This window comes from Xylophilus sp. GW821-FHT01B05, assembly GCA_038961845.1.
Taxonomy (GTDB): domain Bacteria; phylum Pseudomonadota; class Gammaproteobacteria; order Burkholderiales; family Burkholderiaceae_C; genus Xylophilus.
This window is the reverse complement of record CP152408.1, coordinates 1297619-1318416: the sequence shown is the minus strand read 5'-3', so window position 1 is coordinate 1318416 and position 20798 is coordinate 1297619. Positions and strand designations below refer to the sequence as shown.

The window sequence follows — 20798 nt, the reverse complement described above, 5'->3', positions numbered from 1 at the left end:
CCATGACAGCGCACTCTTCCGACCAGACTCCAGCCGCAGCACCACGCCGGCGCCGCGCGCTGCGCTGGGCTACCGCTGTGCTTGCCGTATTGCTGGTACTGCTGGCCGTACTGCTGGGCGCGGCCTGGCTCTGGGCCGGCTCGCAGCAGTCCCTGGCCACCGCGCTGGCCCAGGTGGCGCAGCGCATGCCGGCCGGCCAGACGCTGGAGGCGCGCGAAGTCACAGGCACGCTGCGTTCCGGCGGCCGCATCGGCTGGCTGCGCTGGCAAAGCCCGACGCTGGCGGTCGAGGTGCACGACGCCAGCATTGGCTGGCGCTTGCGCGCCCTGCTGCAAAAGCGCGTGCAGTTGGGCGAGGTACACGCCACACAGATCGCCATCGAACGCCTGGGCCCGGGCGACGACAGCCCGACCGAACCACTGGAGCAGCTCACGCTGCCGGTAGACGTAGACCTCCCTTTCCGCGTAGACGAACTGCGCTGGGTCGGCCCACCGCCGCTGCAGGCCACGCAACTGGCCGGCCGCTACCGCTACGAGAAGGGCGAGCACCGGCTCGACATAGACGGTGTGGAACTGCCCGGCGGCCACTACCAGGCCAATGCCACGCTGCAGGGCGCAGCGCCCATGGCCCTGGCCGCATCGCTTTCGGCCCGGCTGCGCGCGCCGGTGCCCGGCAGCGATGCCACGGTGGAGATACGCGGCGACGCCACTGCCAAGGGCACGCTGGCCACACAGGCCGCCCGCCTGGACGTCCAGGCCGCGCTGCGGCAGACCGACAGCCCCACGGCCGACAACACCAGCGCCGACCTGCAGGCCGTGGTCGCGCCCTGGCAGCCGCAGCCGGTGGTGCAGCTCGACGCCAGCTTCGACTTTCTCAACCTGGCGCAGCTCTGGCCCCAAGCCCCGGCCACGCAACTGCAGGGCAAGCTGCACGCCACGCCCGAAGGCAATGGCCAGCGTGCCAGCGCCACGCTGGCCAACCGCACACCCGGCCCCTGGGACAAGCAGCAGTTGCCGCTGCAGGACCTGGCCGCGCAGGCCGTGCTGCAAGACGACCGCTGGACCATCTCCAACACCACACTGCATGCGGGCGGCGGCGAGATCGCATTGGAAGGCAGCTTCACACCCGCAGCCGCCACGCCCGCCGAATGGCAAGCGCGCGTCGCCCTGCGCGGCATCCGCCCCGGCGAGCTGCACACCCAATTGCAAGGCCCGGCGGTAAGCGGCACCGCCAACGCCGAAACCCGCGGCGAGGCGATTGGCTTCGACGTCGACCTGCAGGCCCTGGGCAGCACACGCCGCGCCAGCGCCAGCCCAAACGGCCTGCAACTGCGTAGCGCCATCGCCCAAGGCCAATGGGCCCAGACCACGCTGGAGCTGCGCAGCCTGCGCCTGCAGACCGACGATGCGTCGGTACAGGGCCAGCTCAGCATCAACACCGCAGAGCGCTCAGGCAGCGGCCAATTGGCGCTCACGCTGCCGGGCGGCCAGGGCAGGGCCCAGGGCCGCATGGCCGCCACCAGCGGCGCGGGTGATCTGAACCTGCAGGTGAGCGATGCCGCACGCCTGCAGCGCTGGGCCGAGAGCCTGCCGGGCCTGGCCAACGTCTTGGCCGGCACCCGCCTGGCCGGCAATGCCCGGCTGGACGCACGCTGGCAGGGCGGCTGGCAGTCGGTGCAGCAGCGCCTGCAGGGCAACGCGGCCAAGGGCGGCGACCTGACGCTGCAGGCCACGCTGGACGCCCCCAGCATCGACCTGGCGCTGCCGGCAGCCGGCGACGCAGCCGCCACCGCCGTCGCGCTGCGCGGCCTGCGTGCCGAGCTGGCGGGCAGCCTCGCCCAGGCCACGCTGTCGCTGCAAGGCGAAGGCAGCAGCGGCACCCGGCGCGCACAGCTGCGCACCCAGGCCAACGGCGGCATGGACGGCCCCGGCCGCTGGCGCCTGGCCATCGCGCGGCTGCAATTGGAAGCCCGCGACAGCAGCCTGCCCGGCCCCTGGACCGTGACCATGGACGAGCCGCTCAGCGCCACACTCAGCACCAACGCCCAGGGCCTGGCGCTGGAAGCCAGCGCCGGCCAGGCGCAACTGCGCGGGCCGGTAGACGGCACGCTGCGCATCGACTGGGAGCCGCTGCGCTACCGCCAAGCCGGCAGCGCGCGCCAACTGCAATCCAAGGGCCGGCTGCAAGGCCTGCCCATGGCCTGGGCCCAGGCCGTGACAGAAGGCAAGGACGCGCTGGGCCAGTTGGGACTGTCAGGCGACCTGGTGTTTGACGGCGACTGGGACATAGACGCCGGCGACAGCCTGCGCGCCCGTGCCACGCTGGCGCGCCGCAGCGGCGACATCCGCGTGCAGACCGACGACGTGGCGGCCACCACCCGCGTCAGCAGCAGCGGCACGGCGCAAAGCGCCAAGACCGCGCCGCCCACCACCAGCGCGGGCCTGCGTGACGCACGCCTGACGCTCAGCGCCGAGGGTGACGCGGTGCGCGCCGAGCTGCTGTGGGACAGCGAGCGCGCCGGCAAGCTCAATGCCAATGCCGGCACCCGCCTGCAGCGCCAGGACGGCGGCTGGAGCTGGCCCGAAGACGCCCCGCTCACCGGTCGGCTGCAGGCGCAGTTGCCCAACATCGGCGTCTGGTCCATGCTGGCGCCGCCGGGCTGGCGGGTGCAGGGCACGCTGGCCGCCGACGCCACGCTGGCCGGCAGCCGCAGCAGCCCGCAGTGGGCCGGCACGCTGGCGGCCGATGGTCTGTCTGTGCGCTCCGTGGTCGACGGCATAGAGCTACAGGACGGACGGCTGCGCTCCACCCTGCGCGGCAGCCAGTTGGAGATCAGCGAGTTCAGCCTGCGCGGCGGCACCGGCAGCAACACCCGCATCAGCGGCATCGGCGGCAGCCGGGCCACCGCCAGCAGCCTGTCCACCACCGATGGCGGCACGCTGACGGCACGCGGCACGCTGGCCTGGGGCAACGCAGCAGGCATGGCCATGGACCTCAAGGCGACGGCGCAGGCCCTGCGTGTGTCGGTGCGCAGCGACCGGCAAGTCACGCTCTCGGGTGAGCTGCAGGCCCGCACCGAGGATGGCCGCCTGGTGCTGCGCGGCGACCTCAAGACCGACCGCGCCGCCATCATCCTGCCCGACGACACGGCGCCGCAACTGGGCTCGGACGTAGTGGTGCGCTCCGCCGCCCTGGACCGCGAGGCCGCGGCCAAGGCCCGGCAGGTCGAGCGCGCCTCGACCAGCATGGGCACCGCCAAACCGCCAGACATCGCCATCACCTTCGACCTGGGCAACGACTTCGCCATACAAGGGCGTGGCATCACCACGCGCCTGACCGGCAAGCTCGACATCCGCAGCAATGCCGGCCTGGGCCGGCCGCCACAGGTCACCGGCGAGATCCGCACCGACCAGGGCCGCTACCGCGCCTATGGCCAGCAGCTCGACGTCGAATCCGGCGCAATCCACTTCAGCGGCGCCTACGACAACCCTTCGCTCGACATCCTCGCGATCCGGCCCAACATCAGCGTGCGCGCCGGCGTGCAGGTCACCGGCACCGCGCAGTCGCCCAGCGTGCGGCTGTACTCGGACCCGGCCCTGACCGACGCCGAAACCCTGTCCTGGGTGGTGCTGGGCCGCAGCTCCGCCAGCGGCGGCGCCGAGGCCGCGCTGCTGCAGCAGGCCGCGCTGGCGCTGCTGTCGCGGGGCAAGGGCAGCTCGGGCAACGTCGCCGGCAAGCTCGGCCTGGACGAGATCGGCTTCAAGGGCCCAGGCACCGGCACCGACGCCACGGCTGCCGCGCTCACCTTCGGCAAGCGCATCTCGCAGAAGATCTACGTGACCTATGAGCGCAGCCTGTCGGGCACGCTGGGCACGCTCTACATCTTCTACGACCTGTCGCGCCGCCTGCAACTGCGAGGCCAGACCGGCACCAAGAGTGCGCTGGATCTGATCTACACCATGACCTACAACTGATACGGTTCCCGTACGCGTCATGAAATGGGCAGAAACGCCGTTCTACAATCGAAGGCTCTCCTCGTAGTTCAATGGATAGAACGAGTGCCTCCTAAGCGCTAGATACAGGTTCGATTCCTGTCGAGGGGACCACCGGATATCCCGCATGCACCAGGCCGCCGCCACGGCCCTGGTCTGCGTGCAACCACCCTCCTGCGGATCAAGTTTTGGCCACGCGCCATGCATGGCCTCGGCTGCTGCATTGCCGCCAAAACCTCCGCGTACTTCCCTGTATTGAACCTTTTCCACGTGCGTGTAGCTTTTCTTGCCCTGGCGCTGCTGGCGCCCGGCGCCCATGCAGCCGGCTTTGCCGACTGCCCCCAACACTTCCCCGCTTCCCCACCCAAAGTCACGGCGCCCGGCGCGCAGCGCGAGCTGTGCTTCGAGGCCTTCGCGGTACTGCACAGCGGCCAGAGCAAGACACCCGTCTACGTGGTGGAACGCCTGAGCCGCAGCAGCCTGGAAAGCGCCCAGGGGATCAAACGCCGCGACCGCTTCTACCCCGAGGCCCGCCTGCCATTTGCCAACCGCGCGCAACTGGAGGACTACAAGGGCTCCGGCTACGACCGCGGGCACATGGCGCCGGCCGGCGACATGCCCAGCGATAGCGCCAAGGCCCAGTCCTTCAGCATGGCCAACATGGTGCCGCAGGCCCCGGCGCTGAACCAGCACGCCTGGAGCCAGATCGAACAGGCCACGCGCAAGTACGCGATGCGTGCGCCCGGTGATGTGTTCGTCTTCACAGGGCCGTATTTCATGCGCCCGGTGCACACCATAGGCCCGGGCCAGGTGTGGGTGCCCAGCCATACCTGGAAGCTGGTCTACACGCCGGCCAGCGGCCGGGCCTGGGCCTACTGGATGGAGAACAACGCCGGCAGGCAAAGCCTGAAACCCATCAGCTACGAGGCGCTGGTGGAACACACGGGAATGCGCCTGCTACCGGGGAAGATTCGGGAGGATTGAGCCGCTTTAGCGCAGCAAACAGCCCCAGCTTCAATCCGTGCTATACTCGTCGATCCCCGAAACGGCAACACGCCTTTCGGTTGCCTGCGCAGGCAAGGCCGAATCTCACGGCGGCACGTCGATACAAGAGCTACCACGACGAGAAAAACTACAGGTGGCTCCAGCATGTGAATGTGCCGTAACGTGAGCCGCGTAAGAGCTCACGACCAATTCCAAAAGCCCGCTCATGCGGGCTTTTTTACGTCCGGACGATTCTTGTTGTGGGCGCTAGAGGGCGGCCACAAGAAGAAGGTGATAGGGTTCCCCTCCCGCCTGGGTCCCCTGCCTGCGCGCCTGCACACACCCGCCACCGATCTGGAGACGCAATGGTCCCGGTTTCCGATCCACGACAGAACCGCCTGCTCGGGGCACTCCCCGACGCTGAGCTGGCACGCTGGCTGCCGCAGTTGGAGGCGGTAGACATGCCGCTGGGGACCGTTCTGTGCGAGCCCGGCGCCAGACTGGCCCACGCCTACTTTCCGACGACCTCCGTGGTCTCGCTGCTCAGCGTGATGGAAGACGGCGCATCGGCCGAGACCGCCGTGGTAGGACGCGAGGGCATGTTGGGCGTTGCGCTGTTCCTGGGCGGCGAATCCACTCCCAGCCGCGCCGTGGTGCAAGGCGCGGGCCAGGGCTTCCGGCTGCGGGCCGGCCCGATGCTGGAGGCGTTTCAACAGTCCGGGCCGGTGCAGCAACTGCTGCTGCGCTATGCCCAGGCTCTGCTGACGCAGATGGCGCAGGTTGCCGTGTGCAACCGCCATCACTCACTGGAGCAGCAGTTGTGCCGCTGGCTGCTCCAGCGCCTGGACTGCCAGACCTCGGCCGAAATACTGATGACGCAGGAGCTCATCGCCAGCCTGCTGGGGGTACGCCGCGAAGGCGTCACCGAGGCCGCTGGCCACCTGCAGAAGCTCGGGTTGATCCGCTACCACCGGGGGCGCATTGATCTTCTCGACCGCGATCGGCTCGCGCGGCATACCTGCGAATGCTATGGCGTGCTCAAGAAGGAATACGACCGCTTGTTGCCACCGCCCCGCAGGGGTGGCGGCTCCGCCGGGAAGTCGCGCTCACGCGGCCCGTGATCGCGGCGTAGGACCAGAGCGCGGACGCTCGTCGTCTGTGCGGTAACGCACAGACGACGAACCCGGCCACCGCTAGTTTTGACAACTGATCGGGACCAGCGTCCGCCCTGGGCCCGCGGACGGTCGAGTCGAGGAACCGAATGCATCTTTTCACGCTAGAGCACAGCAAGTTGGCGTATCGCGCAGACTTTGTACTTTATGGGGCGGCCTCTGCGGCCCTGGCGGTTTTCCTGATGGTGGCCGCGCCGCGGGGCCTGCGGCTGGAGCTGGCAGCCCTGGCCATTGCCGGCCTGGTGGGCTGGACCCTGATCGAATACCTGCTGCACCGCTTCGTGCTGCATGGCCTCAAACCCTTCAGCACCTGGCACGCCGAGCACCACCACCGGCCCACCGCGCTGATCTGCACCCCGACCGTTCTCAGCGGCACCTTGATTGCCGTACTGGTTTTCTTGCCCGCGCTGCTGCTGGGCGACGTTTGGCGTGCCAGCGCCCTGACCTGCGGCATGCTGACTGGCTACCTGGGCTATGCCGTCACGCACCACGCCATCCACCACTGGCGCATGGACAGCGCCTGGCTGCGGCAGCGCAAGCTCTGGCATGCGCTGCACCACACGCCCAACGGCCCGCCCGGCCACTACGGCGTGACCAGCGCCTTCTGGGACCATGTGCTGGGTGGCCGCTCGCATGCGACAAAGCATGCAGCGCGCCGTCCGGGCTCCGGAAAGCCCTGACGATTCAATCCGGATAGTGCTTGGGCAGCAGCACGCGGAAGGTCGTTCCCTTCGCTGCATCGGACTCGACCTCCACGCTCGCGCCCAATAACTCGGCCAGGCGCTTGACGATGGACAGGCCTATGCCCTCGCCCGGCTCCTGTCCCATGGCATTCCCATCCTGCTGCAGCGCCGAGCCCGGATCGGCATGGGGCGTCTCACCGTTGCGTGCTGCGGCGTCTGACTGGCGCGCCAGTTCGGTTGCCTCTTCGAGCGCACCGGCCAGCGGCGCGTCGGAGCCGGCATGCAGGCCCGGGCCGGTGTCCTGCACGCACAGCATCCAGCGCTTGTCGTCCCCCACGGGGCTATCGCGCCAACTCACGGTGACGCCACCGCGCCGGGTGTATTTGATGGCGTTGAGCACCAGGTTCTGCGCCAGGCGGCGCGTCTTGACCGCATCGGCCTGCACCAGCAGCGGCACCGGGCCGTCGAAGCGCAGGAACAGCGACTGCTGCTCGGCATAGGGCTGCAGGCCTTCGCAGAATTCGCGCATCAGGGTGCCGACATCGGTCTGGGCCACCTGCCGCTGCTCCTTGCCGGCCTGCAGGCGGGCCAGTTGCATGACGTCGTCCAGCAACTGGCGCAGCGAGCTGGCGTTGCGATCCAGGATGCGCACGAAGTTGCTGCGCACCGGGTCTGGAATGGTCGGCCGGTTGAGCCCGGCTGTGACGTTGGCCACCACGCCCAGGTTGCCGCGCAAGTCGTGCGCCACCTGGTGCCACAGCTCGCCGCGCTGTTTCTCCAGCTCCTGCACCCGCTCCAATGCAAGCTGCAGGTCTGCCATATGGCCCGCAGCTTCGAGCTGCTGCAGGCGAAAGTACTGCGCCGTGCTCTCGCCGATGCCCACGCTGCAGAGGGCGGCCCAGTCGCGCCGTGCGGCGGCCATGGCCTCGTGCCTCACCTCGGGGTGGTCGCGCTGGTAGTCGTCCAGTTCGGCCACCACGCTCTCGTTGAGGCGACCCAGTTCCCGGGACACTTCCAGCAGGTCGTAGCCCTGCTGCCAGCGGTGCAGGCCATGGGCGGCCGCCTGGTTTTCTTCCTCTGCGGCGCGCTGCGCCGGCCCGGGGCCGGGCGCGGGATCAAGCCGCGCCTCGAACGAGGCCAGCAGCGCAGGAATGTGGTCGTTGAGCTGCGCCCGTGGCAACGAGGTGCCGGTGGTCAGCTCCGGGTCTTGGTGCACGGCGCTGCGCCATGCCTTGAGGATTTCTTCGCGCCGTGCGCGCAGATGCCGGCCCAACGCGGCGAGTTCGGTATCCAGGATGGACATGAGGCCCTTTCCGGGAAACGCCCGGCATTGCAACCGGCCATTCTCGCCCTATCCCGCGTACCCGCTGTTACCACTTGCGGCTACAGCCCCAGGCAGTTGCGCAGCTCCGGCGCATCGCGCAGCGCGCCCGCCTCGCCGCTGAGCACCACGCGCCCCTTCTGCAGCACCACCAGGCGATCAGACTGGGCCGCCACGCGGCGGTAGTCGCGGTCCACCACCAGGGTGGCCAGGCCGGTGGCACGGATCTGGGCGATGACGCGCCAGATCTCGTCCACGATCAGCGGCGCCAGGCCTTCGGTGGCTTCATCCAACACGATGGCGTCGGGGTTGGTCATGAGGGCGCGGCCGATGGAGAGCATCTGCTGCTCGCCGCCCGACAACTGGCCGCCGAGGTGGCCCAGGCGCTCGGTCAGGCGCGGGAAGGTGGCCAGGATGCGCTCCCAGGTCCAGGCGCGCTGGCCGTCGCGGCCGGGGCGCGCGGCCATGAGCAGGTTTTCGCGCACGGTCAGGTTGGGGAAGATGCCGCGGCCCTCGGGCACGTAGGCAATGCCCAGCTTGGCCGCCTCGTGCGGCTTGCCGCGCGACAGGTCGCGGCCTTGCACGGATATGGCGCCGCTGCGCTGGCGCACATGGCCCAGCAGGCTGCGGATCAGGGTGGACTTGCCCATGCCGTTCTTGCCCAGCAGGCCGACCGTCTCGCCACGGCGCAGCGAGAAGTCGATGCCATGCAGGATGTGGCTGCTGCCGTACCAGGCGTGCAGCCCGCGTGCTTCGATCAGATGGCTCATGCATGGCCTCCCAAGTACGCCGCCTGCACCTGGGCGTCGGCACGCACCGCTTCCGGGGACCCCGAAGCAATGACGCCGCCGTCCACCATCACCGTGATGCGGTCGGCCACGGCAAATACCGCTTCCATGTCGTGCTCCACCAGCAGCAGCGCGTGCTCGGCGCGCAGGCTGCGCAGCAGGTCGAGCATGCGCGCGGATTCTTCCGGGCCCATGCCGGCCAGGGGCTCGTCCAGCAGCAGCACGGTGGGTGCGGTGGCCAGGCACATCGCCACTTCCAACTGGCGCTTTTGCCCGTGCGACAGGCCGGCGGCCGCGCGGCCGGCCAGCGTGGCCAGGCCGGCACGCTCCAGCGCCTGGTCGGCGCGCGCGGTGCTGAAGCGGCAGCGCGCGGCCGGTTGCCAGAGCTTCCAGGCTTGCTGCGCCTGCATCTGTGCGGCCAGGCGGCAGTTCTCGCGCACCGACAGCGGCAGGAAGATGTTGTTGCGCTGGTAGCTGCGGCCCAGGCCGGCGCGGGCGCGGCGCGGCTGGGACCAGTGGGTGACGTCTGCGCCGTCCAGTTGCACGCTGCCGGCGCTCAAGGGGATCTCGCCCGACAGCAGGTTCACCAGGGTGGACTTGCCAGCGCCGTTGGTGCCGATCACGGCGTGGATCTCGCCGCGCTGCAGGTCCAGCGACACGTCGTGTACGGCGGCCAGGGCGCCAAAGCGGCGGGTGACGCCGGTGGCGCGCAGGGCGAATGGGGCGGCGCTCATGGTGTGCCCTCCTGCGGCTTGGGCACCGCTGGCAGCGGCGAGCGGCGCCGGGCCTGCCAACGCTCGCGCAGCCATACAAAGCCGCCCGCAATGCCCTGCGGCAGCACGGCCACCGCGATGATGATGAAGCCGCCCATCAGCAGTTGCCAATGCTTGGTCATGCCCTGGAACCATTCGGCCAGCAGCACGAAGGAGAAGGCCCCCAGCACCGCGCCCGGCAGGCTGCCGATGCCGCCCAGGATCACCATCAGCAGCGCATTGCCCGACTGGTGCCAGGCCAGGATCTCGGGGTTGACGTAGCCGTGCTGCACCGCGAACAAAAAGCCCGCCACGCCCGACAGCCCGCCCGCCAGCGTGAAGCTGGCCAGCTTGTAGGCCGTGGTGTTGCAGCCGGCCGCGCGCATGCGCTGCTCGTTGTGGCGGATGCCGACCAGCGCATGGCCCAGCCGCGCGCGCAACACCAGGGCCAGCAGGCCCACGGTGGCGGCCGTCAGCAGCAGCGCGAGCCAGTAGAAGTGCGCGGTCTGCTCCAGGTCCAGCAGGCGGTGGCCGAACAGCGTGAATTCGGGCTTGATGTAGACATAGGTGCCGTCGCTGCCGCCGCCCAGGTCGGTGTCGTGGAACACGAAGTACACCATCTGCGCAAAGGCCAGCGTGACCATGATGAAGTAGATGCCGCGCGTGCGCATCACCAGCAGGCCGATGACAAAGGCCAGCAGCGCCGCGGCGCCCACCGAGGCCGCCAGCAGCCACCAGCCGTTGCCAGCCTCTGACTGCGGCGCCAGCAGCGCCACCGTGTAGGCGGCAAAACCAAAGAAGGCCGCATGGCCCAGGCTGACCAGGCCGGTGTAGCCGACCAGCAATTGCAGGCTCAGCGCAAAGATGGCCATGATCAGCACCTTGGCGCCCAGCTCCTGGTGGAAGGCCGAGCCGACAGGCTCGGGCAGCACTGGCAGCAGCGCCAGCAATACGAAGGCCGCGAGCCAGGCCCAGACGGCATTAGGAATGTGCTTGTGCATATCTAGGTTCCCTGGCGGAACAGGCCTTGCGGCTTCCACAACAAGATCGCGGCCATCAGCACATAGACCAGCACACCGGCCGCCTGCTGCCACAGCACCTTGCCAAAGGTATCGACAAAACCGATCAACAGCGCCGCCACCAGCGCGCCCTTGACCGAGCCGATGCCGCCAATCACCACCACCACAAAGCAGACGATCAGCACCGAGCCGCCCATGCCCGGATAGACCGATGCCACGGGCGCGGCGATCATGCCCGCCAGCACGGCCAGCGCCATGCCCACGGCAAACACCACGCGGTACAACAGCGCAATGTCTATGCCCAGCGACTGCACCATCTCGCGGTTGGTCGAGCCCGCGCGCACCACCATGCCCAGCCGCGTATGCCGGATCACCGCATACATGCCCGCTGCCACCGCCAGGCAGACGCCCGACATGAAGAGCCGGTACACCGGGTAGGCCATGCCGTTGCCAATGGCGATGCTGCCGTCCAGCCAGGCCGGCACGGCAACGCCGTGCACGTCGTCACCCACCAGGATGCTGCGCAGCTCCTCGAACACCAGGATCAGGCCGTAGGTCATCAGCACCTGGGACAAGTGCTCGCGCTCGTACAGAAAGCTGAAGAAGCACCACTCCAGCAGGTAGCCCAGCACCACCGCCAGCACGATGCCCAGCAGCAGCGCCAGCGCGAAGTTGCCGACCAGGCTGCTGAGCGCGAAGGCCATGTAGGCGCCGATCATGTAGAAGCTGCCGTGCGCCAGGTTGATGACGCCCATGATCCCGAAGATCAGCGTCAGCCCGCTGGCCACCAAGAACAGCAGCAGCCCGTACTGCACGCTGTTGAGGCATTGAATGAGGAAGGTGGTCAGGTCCATGGCGCGGTGCTTGTCAAAGCCTTTTATGAGTCAAATAGGGCTCTAGCCCTTATCCCACCTGGGCTATTAGCTATATATTTAGTAGCAATCAATCCAGATGCGGCAACGATGCTGCCCAGGTAGCTCCGTTCGCCCTGAGCCGGTCATTGGGCCGATAGGTGCGGGCCCAGGCTTCGACAGGCTCAGCCCGAACGGGTTGGAACAGCGTCGGCGCCAGCAGGGCCTTACATGCGGCAGCCGCGCGCCGGATCGGCCAGGCCCTTGGCCGCCACGCTGACCAGTTGGTTGGTCTTGCCGACCACCTTGCGCAGGTAGATGTCTTGCACCGGGTTGTGCGCCTTGGACATGGTGAAGGGGCCGCGCGGGCTGTCGATCTTGGCCTGCTCCATGCCCTTGACCACGGCGTCGCGCTGCGACAAGTCACCACCTGCGGCCTTGATGCCGGCGGCCAGCAGTTGCGCCGCGTCGTAGCCCTGCACGGCATACACGTCGGGCTGCAGCTTGTAGGCCTTGGCGTAGGCGGTGCGGAAGCTCTGGTCCTTGGGCACCTTCAGCTCATCGGCGTAGTGCAGCGTGGTGAGCAGGCCGTTGGCGGCGTCGCCCTGGGCCTCCAGCGTGCCGTCGGTGAGAAAGCCCGCGCCGTACAGCGGGATCTTTTCCTTCAGGCCGGCAGCGGCATAGTCCTTCACGAACTTGACCGCGCCGCCGCCAGCAAAGAAGACGTAGACCGCGTCTGGCTTCAAGGCCGCGATCTCGGTCAGCAGCGCCTGGAATTCGACGTTGGGGAAGGGCAGGTTCAGCTCCTTCACCACCTTGCCGCCCTTGGCCTCGAAGCCTTCCTTGAAGCCCTTGACCGACTCATCGCCGGCGGCGTACTTCCAGCTCAGCGTGACCGCCGTCTTGTGCTTGAACTGCTCGGCCGCCACCAGGCCCATGGCATAGGCCGGCTGCCAGTTGCTGAAAGAGCTGCGGAAGATGTTGGGCGCGCACAGCGGGCCGGTGACCGCGTCGGCGCCGGCGTTGGGCACGATCAGCAGAGTCTTGTTGTCCTTGGCCACCTTGGCCATGCCCATGGCCACGCCCGAATGCACGGTGCCGACCAGCACGTCGACCTGGTCGCGCTTGACCAGCTTGTTGGCGTTCTCGGGGGCCTTGGCCGGGTCGGATTCGTCGTCCACCTTGAAGTACTCGACCGAGCGGCCGGCGAGCTTGCCGCCGTTCTCGTCGACATAGAGCTTGAAGCCGTTCTCTATGGCCACGCCCAGCGCGGCGAAGGTGCCGGTGTAGGGCAGCATCAGCCCGACCTTGACCGGCGCACTCGACGCAGCCGGCGCCTGGGCCTGGGCGCTGGCGGTGAACAGGGCCGCGGCCGCGGTGCAGGCGAGCGCGATGGAACGCAGGGGGATGGAATGGGAACGCATGCTTGTCTCCTTCTCTTTTGGTGGTGAAAACGCGAGGGAACTCAGGTGGCGGCGGCCTGCGCCGCGCCGGCACTGCGCCAGGCCGTGCGGCCCGCGTGGCGGCGCACAAAGGTGGCCACGGCGGCCTTCAGTGCGGCGGGCTGGTCGCGGTGCGGCGAATGGCCGCAGTCCTCCAGCACCAGCAGTTCGGTCTGCGGCACGGCGGCGGCAATGCCTTCGATCTGCCACAGCGTGCCGTATTCGTCCTCGCGGCCCTGCACGGCCAGCACCGGGCAGGTGATGGCGGGCAGCGCGGCCTCGATGTTCCAGGCGCGAAAGGCCGGGTCCAGCCAGATGTCGTTCCAGCCCCAGAAGGCTGAATCCGGGTCTGCGTGGTAGCGCGCCAGCTTGCTGCGCAGGTCGGTGGTGACATAGCCGTCGCGCGCCTGCTCGATGCTGCGGATGGAGATGTCTTCCACCAGGATGTGCGGCGCCGCCACCACGATGCCGGCCACCCGATCCGGGAAGGCCGCCGCATGCAGCAGCGCGATCGAGCCGCCATCGCTGTGGCCATAGAACCAGGGCCGGTCGGCCAGCGTGTCATGGCCGATGGCGGCAAAGAAGGCCGGCAAAAAAGCCTGTGCCTGGCGCTGCATGAAATCCACCGGCCAGCGCTCGTGGTGCGGGCGCGGGCTGGACTGGCCGTAGCCCCAGCGCGACAGCACCAGGCCACGGCAGCCCACCGCCTCGCACAGCTGGGCCGGGAAGTCCTTCCACATGGTGATGGAGCCCAGGCCCTCGTGCAAAAAGACCAGCAGCGGCTGGCCGCGCCGCTCGGGCGCCAGGTGCTGGTACTCAATGCGGGTGTCGCGGCCGTCCCAGCGCACGTCTACAAACTGCGGCGCCGTCATACGGCCACCCCCGACAGGCTGGCGGCGGCAATGGCACCGGCCGCTGCGATCTGCACGCGCTCTTGCTCGCGCAGGCGAAAGCGCTGGATCTTGCCGGTCGCGGTCTTGGGCAGCTCGTCTGTAAAAACGATCTGGCGCGGGTACTTGTGCGGCGCCAGCCGCGCCTTGACGAAGGCCTTCAGCTCGGCCTCGATGGCGTCGCTGGCCGCATGGCCGGGCTTGAGCACGACAAAGGCCTTGGTCTTGAGCAGGCCCTGGCTGTCTTCCACGCCAATCACGGCAGCCTCCAGCACCGCGGGGTGCTGCACCAGCGTGCCTTCCACCTCGAAGGGCGAGACGTACTGGCCGCTGACCTTGAGCATGTCGTCGCTGCGGCCGGCGTAGGTGTAGGTGCCGTTGGCGTTGCGCTGGTATTTGTCGCCGCTCTTGGTCCAGGCGCCCTGGAAGGTTTCGCGTGATTTCTCGCGGTTGTTCCAGTACATCAGCGCGGCGCTGGGGCCGCGGATGTAGAGGTCGCCGATCTCGCCATCGGCCACCAGGTGGCCGTCTTCGCCGCGCAGCTCCAGCTCATAGCCATCGACCGCGCGGCCGGTGGTGCCGTAGTGCACGTCGCCCGGCCGGTTCGACAGGAAGATGTGCAGCATCTCGGTGGAACCTATGCCGTCGATGATTTCGCAGCCAAAGTGCGCGGTGAAGCGCTCGCCAATCTCGCGCGGCAGCGCCTCGCCGGCAGACGAGCACATGCGCAGCGCCACCGCCTTGCGCGCCGGCAGCCCGGGCGCGGCCAGCATGCCGACGTAGCCGGTGGGCGCGCCGCAGAACACGGTGGGCTGGTGCGTGGTCATGCGCTCGAAGCAGGCCTCGGGCGTGGGCCGGCCGGCCATCAGCAGCGTGGTGGCGCCAACCGACAGCGGAAAGCTCAGCGCATTGCCCAGGCCGTAGGCAAAGAACAGCTTGGCGGCAGAGAACACGGTGTCGCCCTCGTGCAGGGCCAGCACCGGCTTGGCGTACAGCTCCACCGTCCAGTACAGGTTGCCGTGCGTGTGCACCGTGCCCTTGGGCCGGCCGGTGGAGCCCGATGAATAAAGCCAGAAGGCGGGCTCGTCGGCCAGGGTGCGTGCCGCGTCGGTGGCGGGTGTTTGCGCTGCCAGCAGCGCGTCGAGCGCCTGCGCGCCTTCGGGCAGTTCACCGGCCGGGCGCGATACCAGCAAGTGGCGCAGATCGTTGGGCTGCAGCGCCATGGCCTGGCGCAGCACGGGCAGCAAGGCGTCGGATACCAGGGCCGCGCGGGCGCGGCTGTCGGTCAGCATGTAGGCGTAGTCGGCTGCGGTGAGCAAGGTGTTGACGGCGACCGGCACCACGCCCGCATGCAGCGCACCCAGGAAGGCAACCGGCCAGTCGTGGCAGTCGTGCATCAGCAGCAGCACGCGGTCTTCGCGCTGCAGGCCCAGCGCACGCAGCGCGGCGGCCATGCGGCGCACGCGCTCGTCCAGTTGGCCGTAGCTGAGCGTGCTGTGGTCGTCGATATAGGCAGCCTTGGCGCCGCGCGCGGCGTTGAGCGCCAGCAGGTGGCCGGCGAAGTTGAAGACGGTGGGGGGCGGGGCGATGTCGGTCATGGGATTCCTTCAGAGGCGCACCACGCGCGGGGCAAGGTCTGGCGCGGCATCGGCGTACAGGGCGGCTACCTCGTCCGCGCGCCGGCTCAGCACCGCGCGCTGGTTGAGGTAGCCCTTGTCGGTGATCTCGCCGTGGTCCGGGTCTGGCGGGCTGCCCAGCACCAGCAGGCGCGTAGGCGTTTGCGAAGAGCCGCCGCCCTCCCCCTGCAGCGCCGCCAGTGCCGCACGCAGGGCCGGCGCGCGCGCCTCGGCCGGCAGCGCGGCCAGCGCGGGCGTGGGGAAGACCAGCAGGCCCAGCTCGCTGCGGTCGTGGCCGGTCACCACCACATCAGACGCATAAGGCGCCAGCGCCGAGACCGCGCGCACCCGCAGCATGCCCACCGACACCCAGGTGCCCGACAGCAGCTTGAAGTCCTCGGCCACGCGGCCATCGAAGGCAATGCCGGCCTCGGGCCGCGCCGGGTCGACCAGCCGGCCGGCATCGCCTATGCGGTAGAAGCCTTGTTCGTCGAATGCGGCCGCCGTGGCCTCGGGCGCATGGCGGTACTCGCGGAACACCGAGGGGCCGCGCACCCGCATCTCCAGCTTGGCGCCGGCTTCTGTGCCGGGCACGAACTTGATCTCCACACCGGGCAGTGGCAGGCCTATGCAGCCAGCGCGCTCGATCGGCCAGTGCACGGTGGTAAGCGCAGGCGCGGTCTCGGTCGCGCCCCATGAAGAGGTGAGCCACAGCGACTGGCCGCGCACGCGGCGCGCCAGCACGTCGAGCCGGTCCCACAGCGCCTGCGGCAGGGCCGCTGCGGCGTAGAAGATGCCTTCGACATGGCCAAAGAAATCCTGCGCCAGGGCGGCGTCTTGTTCCAGCTGCGGCAGCAGCATCTCGAAGCCGCGCGGCACGTTGAAGAAGAAGTTGGGCTTGACCTCGCGCAGATTGGCCACGGTGCGCTCGACCAGGCCCGGCGCGGGCCGGCCGTCGTCTATCCACAGGCTGCCGCCATTGGCCAGCACCAGGTGGAAGTTGTGGTTGGCGCCAAAGGTGTGGCTCCAGGGCAGCCAGTCGAGCAGGCGCAGCGGGTGCCGCTCCAAAAAGGGCCAGGCCTGCCGCATCTGCTGCTGGTTGGCACAGAGCATGCGGTGCGTGTTGACCACCACCTTGGGCGTACCGGTAGAGCCGCTGGTGAGCAAATACTTGGCGCTGTCGTCCGGGCCGATGGCGGCAAAGGCCTGCTGCACGGCTGGCGTCTCGTCCTGCGCGCTGAGGGCATCGAATGGCAGCGCGTCGGCATGGGCTGCAGCGTCGCGGCTGAACACCGTCACCGCATCGCCGCCCCAGGCCGCAATCGCCGGCCCGTACAGCGCCGGCTCACTGGCATAGATCAGTGCGGGCTGCAGTGCGTCGAGGATGCCGCGAATGCGCACATGGTCGCGCGCCAGCCGGCAGTAGGCGCTGGATACGCTGCACACCGGCCGGCCAATGTGCAGAGCGGCCAGCAGCAGCAGCGCATGGTCAATGGCGTTATCGCTCAGCACCACCACCGGCCGGCCTGCGGGCAGGTTCAGGTCTAGCAGGCCCTGGGCAATGCGGCCAACTTGATGGCGCACGCTGCGGTAGTCCAGGCTGCGCCAGCCCTCAGGCGTGCGCTCGGCCAAAAAGATGGCATCCGGCGTGGCGGCTGCCCAGTGCTCCAGCCAGTCGCCCACGCAGCGCGCATGCGGCTGCAGCGGATCAGGGTGGCGCAGCACAAAGCTGCCATCGGGCAGGTCTTCGCGCAACACGCGTGGCAGTGCCAGCGGCGCGGTCTCGCCGGCCCGGGCGAAGGGCAGCGCCACGGCGGCAGCGGAGGGAATCTCGTCTCGCTTCATCGTGTCTCCTGTTGTTGCCAGTGGCCTCTTCATGGGCCGTCACGGTGAACGGTGCCGGTGCTAGCCGGCGATCTGCTCAAGCACGGCGCCCGCCGCCTGGACTGCAGCGCGCCGGTGGTAGAAGTTCAAGGCCCGCAGGCCGCCCAGCTCTTCGCCGCCGCCGGCGCGGCCGGGCCCGCCGTGCAGGGACTGCGGCATGACGTTGCCGTGGCCGCTGTGCAGGGCCGCCACCTGCGGTGACACCGCGTGGATGCGGCCATGGCTGTCGGCCAGCGCCAGCGCGGCATCGGCCAGGGCGCGCGCATCGTCGCCATAGAGCGAGGCCACCAGCGAGCCTTCGCCGCGCCGTGCCAGTGCATAGGCATGCTCCACATCGCGATAGGGCAGCAACGTGGCGACCGGGCCAAAGACTTCCACCGCATGCACCTGGTCGGCGGCATCCGGCGTGCGGCTGCCCAGCAGCACCGGGCCGATGCAGGCGGCAATGGCCGGGTCGGCATCGACCAGCGCTTGCGCGCTGCCGTCGTGCAGCAGATCGGCCTGGGTGCGCAGCTGCGCAATGCCGGCGCGCACGTTGGCCAGTTGCTCGCGGCTGACCAAGGCGCCCATGCGCACGCTCTCGTTGCGCGGGTTGCCTACCGTGATCCGGGCCAGCTTGGCGGCGATGGCGGCGGCGGCGGCGTCGTAGTGCGCCTCTGGCACAAAGACGCGGCGGATGGCGGTGCACTTCTGGCCGGCCTTGACCGTCATCTCGCGCACTACCTCGGCCACCAGCAGGTCGAAGGCCGGTGTGCCGGGCGCGGCGCCGGGCAGCAGCAAGGCAGAGTTGAGGCTGTCGGCCTCGATATTGACCCGCACCGAGCGCTGCGCCACGGCCGGGTGCGCGCGGATGGCGCCAGCGGTCTCGGCCGAGCCGGTGAAGGACAGCACATCGAAAGGCTGCAACGCATCCAGCAGGCCCTGCGAGCTGCCGCAGATGACGGACAGCGCGCCGGGTGGCAGCACGCCCGCATTCACCACGTCTTCCACCATGCGCTGGGTGAGCCAGGCGGTGGCCGTGGCGGGTTTCACCACCACCGGCACGCCCGACAGCAATGCCGGCGCGGCCTTCTCCCACAGGCCCCAGGCCGGGAAGTTGAAGGCGTTGATAAACAGCGCCAGGCCGCGCGTGGGCACCTGCACATGGCGGCTGCCGAAGAACACGCCGGCTTCGTCCGGCTTGCCGAGCTTGGCCACCTCGCCATCCACCAGGTGCCGCGCATCGCCCAAGGCCGTGCCCCAGCGCGCGTACTGGCCGAGCGTGAAGATGGCGCCGTCGATATCCACGCCCGAGTCCTTGCGCGTGGTGCCGCTGTTGGCGGTGGCGATGTCGTAGTAGGCGTCGCGGTTGGCCTGCAGCACCTGCACGATGGCAGTCAGCAGCGCGGCGCGCTCGCGGTAGTTGAGTGCGCGCAGCGCAGCGCCGCCGCTGTTGCGGGCAAAGGCAAAGCCGTCAGCGATGTCCAGGCCCTCGCGCGAGACCCGCGCCAGCGCCGTGCCCAGCACCGGGTCATGCAGCACGGCGCCCGCGCCCTGCCCGCTTTGCCAGCGGCCGGCCAGGTAGTTGGGGAGCAGCGCGAAGGTTTCGGTCGTCATGCGGTGGCCTTCGTGAATTCGATGGCGCCTTCGGGCAGCAGGTACAGCACCAGCGCGCGGCCAGCCGTCACCGTGGGGTAGTGCGCGCTGCCGGGCGGGTAGACCTTCCAGCCGGCGGGCGTGCCGTCAAAGCGCGCATCGGGCGTGAGCGGCATGACCAGGTCGATCTCGCCATTCGGATGCCGGTGGTGCGGGCCGGCGATGTCGGCCATGTCCACAACGTCGACAGAGAACTGCGCTGACTCCGCCGAGGGCTTGACCACCCGGCCGTAGCGGATGCCGCCGCCCTCGCGCTGGCACAGCCAGCCTTCGCGTGCGCCGGCCTCGCAGGCCGCCTGCATGCTGCGGAACCAGTCGGAAGACGGGCCGTGGCTGGCCTGCAACCAATCCTGCAGCGCGCCGTCCAGCGGTTTGCCGGCGACGGCCTGGGTTATCGTCCGGACGCATGAATCAAATTGCGCTCGCATCGTGTCCGCCTTCATCGTGGGGGCGGTGCTGTCGGGGGCACCTGTTAAAATTTTCATGCATTATTTTGCATGTACGGCCGGACGATACGGCGCGGGACTTTCCAGTGTCAAGAAAAATACTGCATGGCTGGGGTAAATACGGGGATCGCCCGCAGGCACGGGGAGGCCGCCATGGCTGAGCCCGCAGAGCTGCCGGCCGAGGACACGGGCAAGCTGCCTTTTCTGGTGGCGCTGGGCGACCGCATCCGCAATCTGCGGGCGCGGCGCGGCCTTACACGCAAGGCCATGGCGCAGGCCGCCGGCATATCGGAGCGGCACTTTGCCAACCTGGAGCTGGGCACCGGCAATGCCTCGATCCTGGTGCTGCAGCAGGTGGCGCAGGCACTGCAGTGCTCGCTGGCCGAGATCCTGGGCGACGCCACCACCAGCTCGCCCGAATGGCTGCTGATCCGCGAGCTGCTGGACGGCCGCAGCGATGCCGACCTGCACCGCGCACGACTACGCCTGGCCGAGCTGTTTGGCTCGGGCGGCGACAGCCGGGCACGGCTGTCGCGCATCTCGCTGGTGGGCCTGCGCGGCGCAGGCAAGTCCACGCTGGGCCGCATGCTGGCCGAGGACCTGGGCTACCCCTTCATCGAGCTGAGCCGCGAGATCGAGAAGGTGGCCGGCTGCAGCATCGTCGAGATCCACTCGCTCTACGGCACCAACGCCTACCGCCGCTACGAGCGCCGCGCGCTAGAAGAAACCATACAGATCTACCCCGAGGTGGTGATTGCCACACCGGGCGGGCTGGTGTCGGATGCCGCCACCTTCAACCTGCTGCTGTCGCACTGCTACACCGTGTGGCTGCAGGCCGAGCCCGAGGACCACATGAAGCGCGTGGTGGCGCAGGGCGACTTCCGCCCCATGTCCGGCAGCAAAGAGGCCATGGACGACCTGAAGCGCATCCTGGCCGGCCGCGCCGCCTTCTACAGCAAGGCCGACTTGCAGTACCACACCAGCGGGCATTCGCTGGAAGAGGCTTTTGCCGGCCTGCGCAGCACGGTGCGCAATGCAGCCGGCTTGCCGGACTGGGCGGCATAAATTGGCGACACCCCCAGGCTCCGCACTTCGTGTCTTCGCCAACCCCCTTGCAGGGGACACATCCTGCGGCCTGGCAAAGCCAGTTCCGCGGATGTTCCGGCATGGCCTGCTCCGCGGCCTCCAGGGGCTTTGCGGTGACGTGCTGCAAATGACGCACGGCGCGATGAATAACTGACTTTATCGTTCTTATTCAGGCCTCTAGCCCAGTCACAGCCTGGGCTCATAGCTCTCATATCAATAGCAGCCGCCGCCTGCCGC

At 69.0% G+C, this 20798-nt stretch carries 16 protein-coding genes and 1 tRNA gene; 6 read left to right on the top strand and 11 right to left on the bottom strand.

Features of this window, described 5'->3' with window-relative positions; genetic code table 11:
* Positions 1-2: 2 nt before the first annotated feature.
* The 5 genes from AAFF27_06140 to AAFF27_06120 all read left to right on the top strand — a co-directional run bounded on the left by AAFF27_06140 (position 3) and on the right by AAFF27_06120 (position 6828).
* Complete coding sequence (locus tag AAFF27_06140; GenBank protein XAH24770.1) at positions 3-3974, top strand: translocation/assembly module TamB domain-containing protein; 3972 nt, start codon at positions 3-5, stop codon at positions 3972-3974.
* A gap of 57 nt (positions 3975-4031) precedes the next feature.
* Positions 4032-4106 (top strand) — tRNA-Arg (locus AAFF27_06135).
* 141 nt (positions 4107-4247) lie between these two features.
* Positions 4248-4976, top strand: coding sequence for a DNA/RNA non-specific endonuclease (locus tag AAFF27_06130; protein ID XAH24769.1), 729 nt, complete (start codon positions 4248-4250; stop codon positions 4974-4976).
* Between the two features lie 365 nt (positions 4977-5341).
* Entirely contained in the window at positions 5342-6097 is a 756-nt protein-coding gene (locus AAFF27_06125; protein XAH24768.1) for a Crp/Fnr family transcriptional regulator, read from the top strand.
* Positions 6098-6330: 233 nt separating this feature from the next.
* Positions 6331-6828, top strand: a complete 498-nt coding sequence (locus AAFF27_06120) for a sterol desaturase family protein (GenBank protein XAH24767.1) — start codon at positions 6331-6333, stop codon at positions 6826-6828.
* A gap of 4 nt (positions 6829-6832) precedes the next feature.
* On the opposite strand, the gene AAFF27_06115 is transcribed toward AAFF27_06120, so the two are convergent.
* From AAFF27_06115 to AAFF27_06065, 11 genes are all read right to left on the bottom strand, one after another.
* Positions 6833-8134 (bottom strand): HAMP domain-containing sensor histidine kinase, encoded by a 1302-nt coding sequence (locus AAFF27_06115; protein ID XAH24766.1) that lies wholly within the window; start codon positions 8132-8134, stop codon positions 6833-6835.
* An 80-nt stretch (positions 8135-8214) separates the two neighbouring features.
* A complete protein-coding gene (locus AAFF27_06110; protein XAH24765.1) occupies positions 8215-8922 on the bottom strand; it encodes an ABC transporter ATP-binding protein in 708 nt (235 codons plus the stop codon).
* Positions 8919-9674 (bottom strand): ABC transporter ATP-binding protein, encoded by a 756-nt coding sequence (locus tag AAFF27_06105; GenBank protein ID XAH24764.1) that lies wholly within the window; start codon positions 9672-9674, stop codon positions 8919-8921. The genes AAFF27_06110 and AAFF27_06105 overlap by 4 nt, the downstream gene beginning before the upstream one ends.
* Positions 9671-10693: a branched-chain amino acid ABC transporter permease gene (locus AAFF27_06100; protein XAH24763.1), complete on the bottom strand. Its 1023-nt coding sequence runs from the start codon at positions 10691-10693 to the stop codon at positions 9671-9673. Before AAFF27_06100 ends, AAFF27_06105 begins: the two co-directional genes overlap by 4 nt.
* Before the next feature lie 2 nt (positions 10694-10695).
* Positions 10696-11565, bottom strand: coding sequence for a branched-chain amino acid ABC transporter permease (locus AAFF27_06095; protein XAH24762.1), 870 nt, complete (start codon positions 11563-11565; stop codon positions 10696-10698).
* Between the two features lie 224 nt (positions 11566-11789).
* Entirely contained in the window at positions 11790-12986 is a 1197-nt protein-coding gene (locus tag AAFF27_06090) for an ABC transporter substrate-binding protein (GenBank protein ID XAH24761.1), read from the bottom strand.
* Positions 12987-13027: 41 nt separating this feature from the next.
* Entirely contained in the window at positions 13028-13876 is an 849-nt protein-coding gene (locus tag AAFF27_06085) for an alpha/beta hydrolase (protein ID XAH24760.1), read from the bottom strand.
* The gene (locus AAFF27_06080; GenBank protein XAH24759.1) at positions 13873-15492 is read right to left on the bottom strand and encodes a benzoate-CoA ligase family protein; all 1620 of its coding nucleotides are present in this window, start codon (positions 15490-15492) and stop codon (positions 13873-13875) included. Before AAFF27_06080 ends, AAFF27_06085 begins: the two co-directional genes overlap by 4 nt.
* Before the next feature lie 9 nt (positions 15493-15501).
* On the bottom strand, positions 15502-17355 hold the full coding sequence (locus tag AAFF27_06075) for a feruloyl-CoA synthase (GenBank protein XAH24758.1): 1854 nt from the start codon (positions 17353-17355) through the stop codon (positions 15502-15504).
* Between the two features lie 60 nt (positions 17356-17415).
* Positions 17416-18990, bottom strand: coding sequence for a 3,4-dehydroadipyl-CoA semialdehyde dehydrogenase (locus tag AAFF27_06070; protein XAH24757.1), 1575 nt, complete (start codon positions 18988-18990; stop codon positions 17416-17418).
* Entirely contained in the window at positions 18987-19457 is a 471-nt protein-coding gene (locus AAFF27_06065; protein XAH24756.1) for a DUF4863 family protein, read from the bottom strand. Before AAFF27_06065 ends, AAFF27_06070 begins: the two co-directional genes overlap by 4 nt.
* Positions 19458-19628: 171 nt before the next feature.
* On the opposite strand from AAFF27_06065, the gene AAFF27_06060 reads away from it, so the two are divergent.
* The gene (locus AAFF27_06060) at positions 19629-20540 is read left to right on the top strand and encodes a helix-turn-helix transcriptional regulator (protein XAH24755.1); all 912 of its coding nucleotides are present in this window, start codon (positions 19629-19631) and stop codon (positions 20538-20540) included.
* Positions 20541-20798: the final 258 nt, after the last annotated feature.

Bases quoted from the DNA above. Each gene is read 5' to 3' on its own strand.
- AAFF27_06110 (XAH24765.1), bottom strand. From the start codon at position 8,922: ATGAGCCATCTGATCGAAGCACGCGGGCTGCACGCCTGGTACGGCAGC.
- AAFF27_06075 (XAH24758.1), bottom strand. From the start codon at position 17,355: ATGAAGCGAGACGAGATTCCCTCCGCTGCCGCCGTGGCGCTGCCCTTC.
- AAFF27_06080 (XAH24759.1), bottom strand. From the start codon at position 15,492: ATGACCGACATCGCCCCGCCCCCCACCGTCTTCAACTTCGCCGGCCAC.
- AAFF27_06090 (XAH24761.1), bottom strand. From the start codon at position 12,986: ATGCGTTCCCATTCCATCCCCCTGCGTTCCATCGCGCTCGCCTGCACC.
- AAFF27_06115 (XAH24766.1), bottom strand. From the start codon at position 8,134: ATGTCCATCCTGGATACCGAACTCGCCGCGTTGGGCCGGCATCTGCGC.
- AAFF27_06095 (XAH24762.1), bottom strand. From the start codon at position 11,565: ATGGACCTGACCACCTTCCTCATTCAATGCCTCAACAGCGTGCAGTAC.
- AAFF27_06085 (XAH24760.1), bottom strand. From the start codon at position 13,876: ATGACGGCGCCGCAGTTTGTAGACGTGCGCTGGGACGGCCGCGACACC.
- AAFF27_06105 (XAH24764.1), bottom strand. From the start codon at position 9,674: ATGAGCGCCGCCCCATTCGCCCTGCGCGCCACCGGCGTCACCCGCCGC.
- AAFF27_06070 (XAH24757.1), bottom strand. From the start codon at position 18,990: ATGACGACCGAAACCTTCGCGCTGCTCCCCAACTACCTGGCCGGCCGC.
- AAFF27_06120 (XAH24767.1), top strand. From the start codon at position 6,331: ATGGTGGCCGCGCCGCGGGGCCTGCGGCTGGAGCTGGCAGCCCTGGCC.
- AAFF27_06060 (XAH24755.1), top strand. From the start codon at position 19,629: ATGGCTGAGCCCGCAGAGCTGCCGGCCGAGGACACGGGCAAGCTGCCT.
- AAFF27_06140 (XAH24770.1), top strand. From the start codon at position 3: ATGACAGCGCACTCTTCCGACCAGACTCCAGCCGCAGCACCACGCCGG.
- AAFF27_06065 (XAH24756.1), bottom strand. From the start codon at position 19,457: ATGCGAGCGCAATTTGATTCATGCGTCCGGACGATAACCCAGGCCGTC.
- AAFF27_06100 (XAH24763.1), bottom strand. From the start codon at position 10,693: ATGCACAAGCACATTCCTAATGCCGTCTGGGCCTGGCTCGCGGCCTTC.
- AAFF27_06125 (XAH24768.1), top strand. From the start codon at position 5,342: ATGGTCCCGGTTTCCGATCCACGACAGAACCGCCTGCTCGGGGCACTC.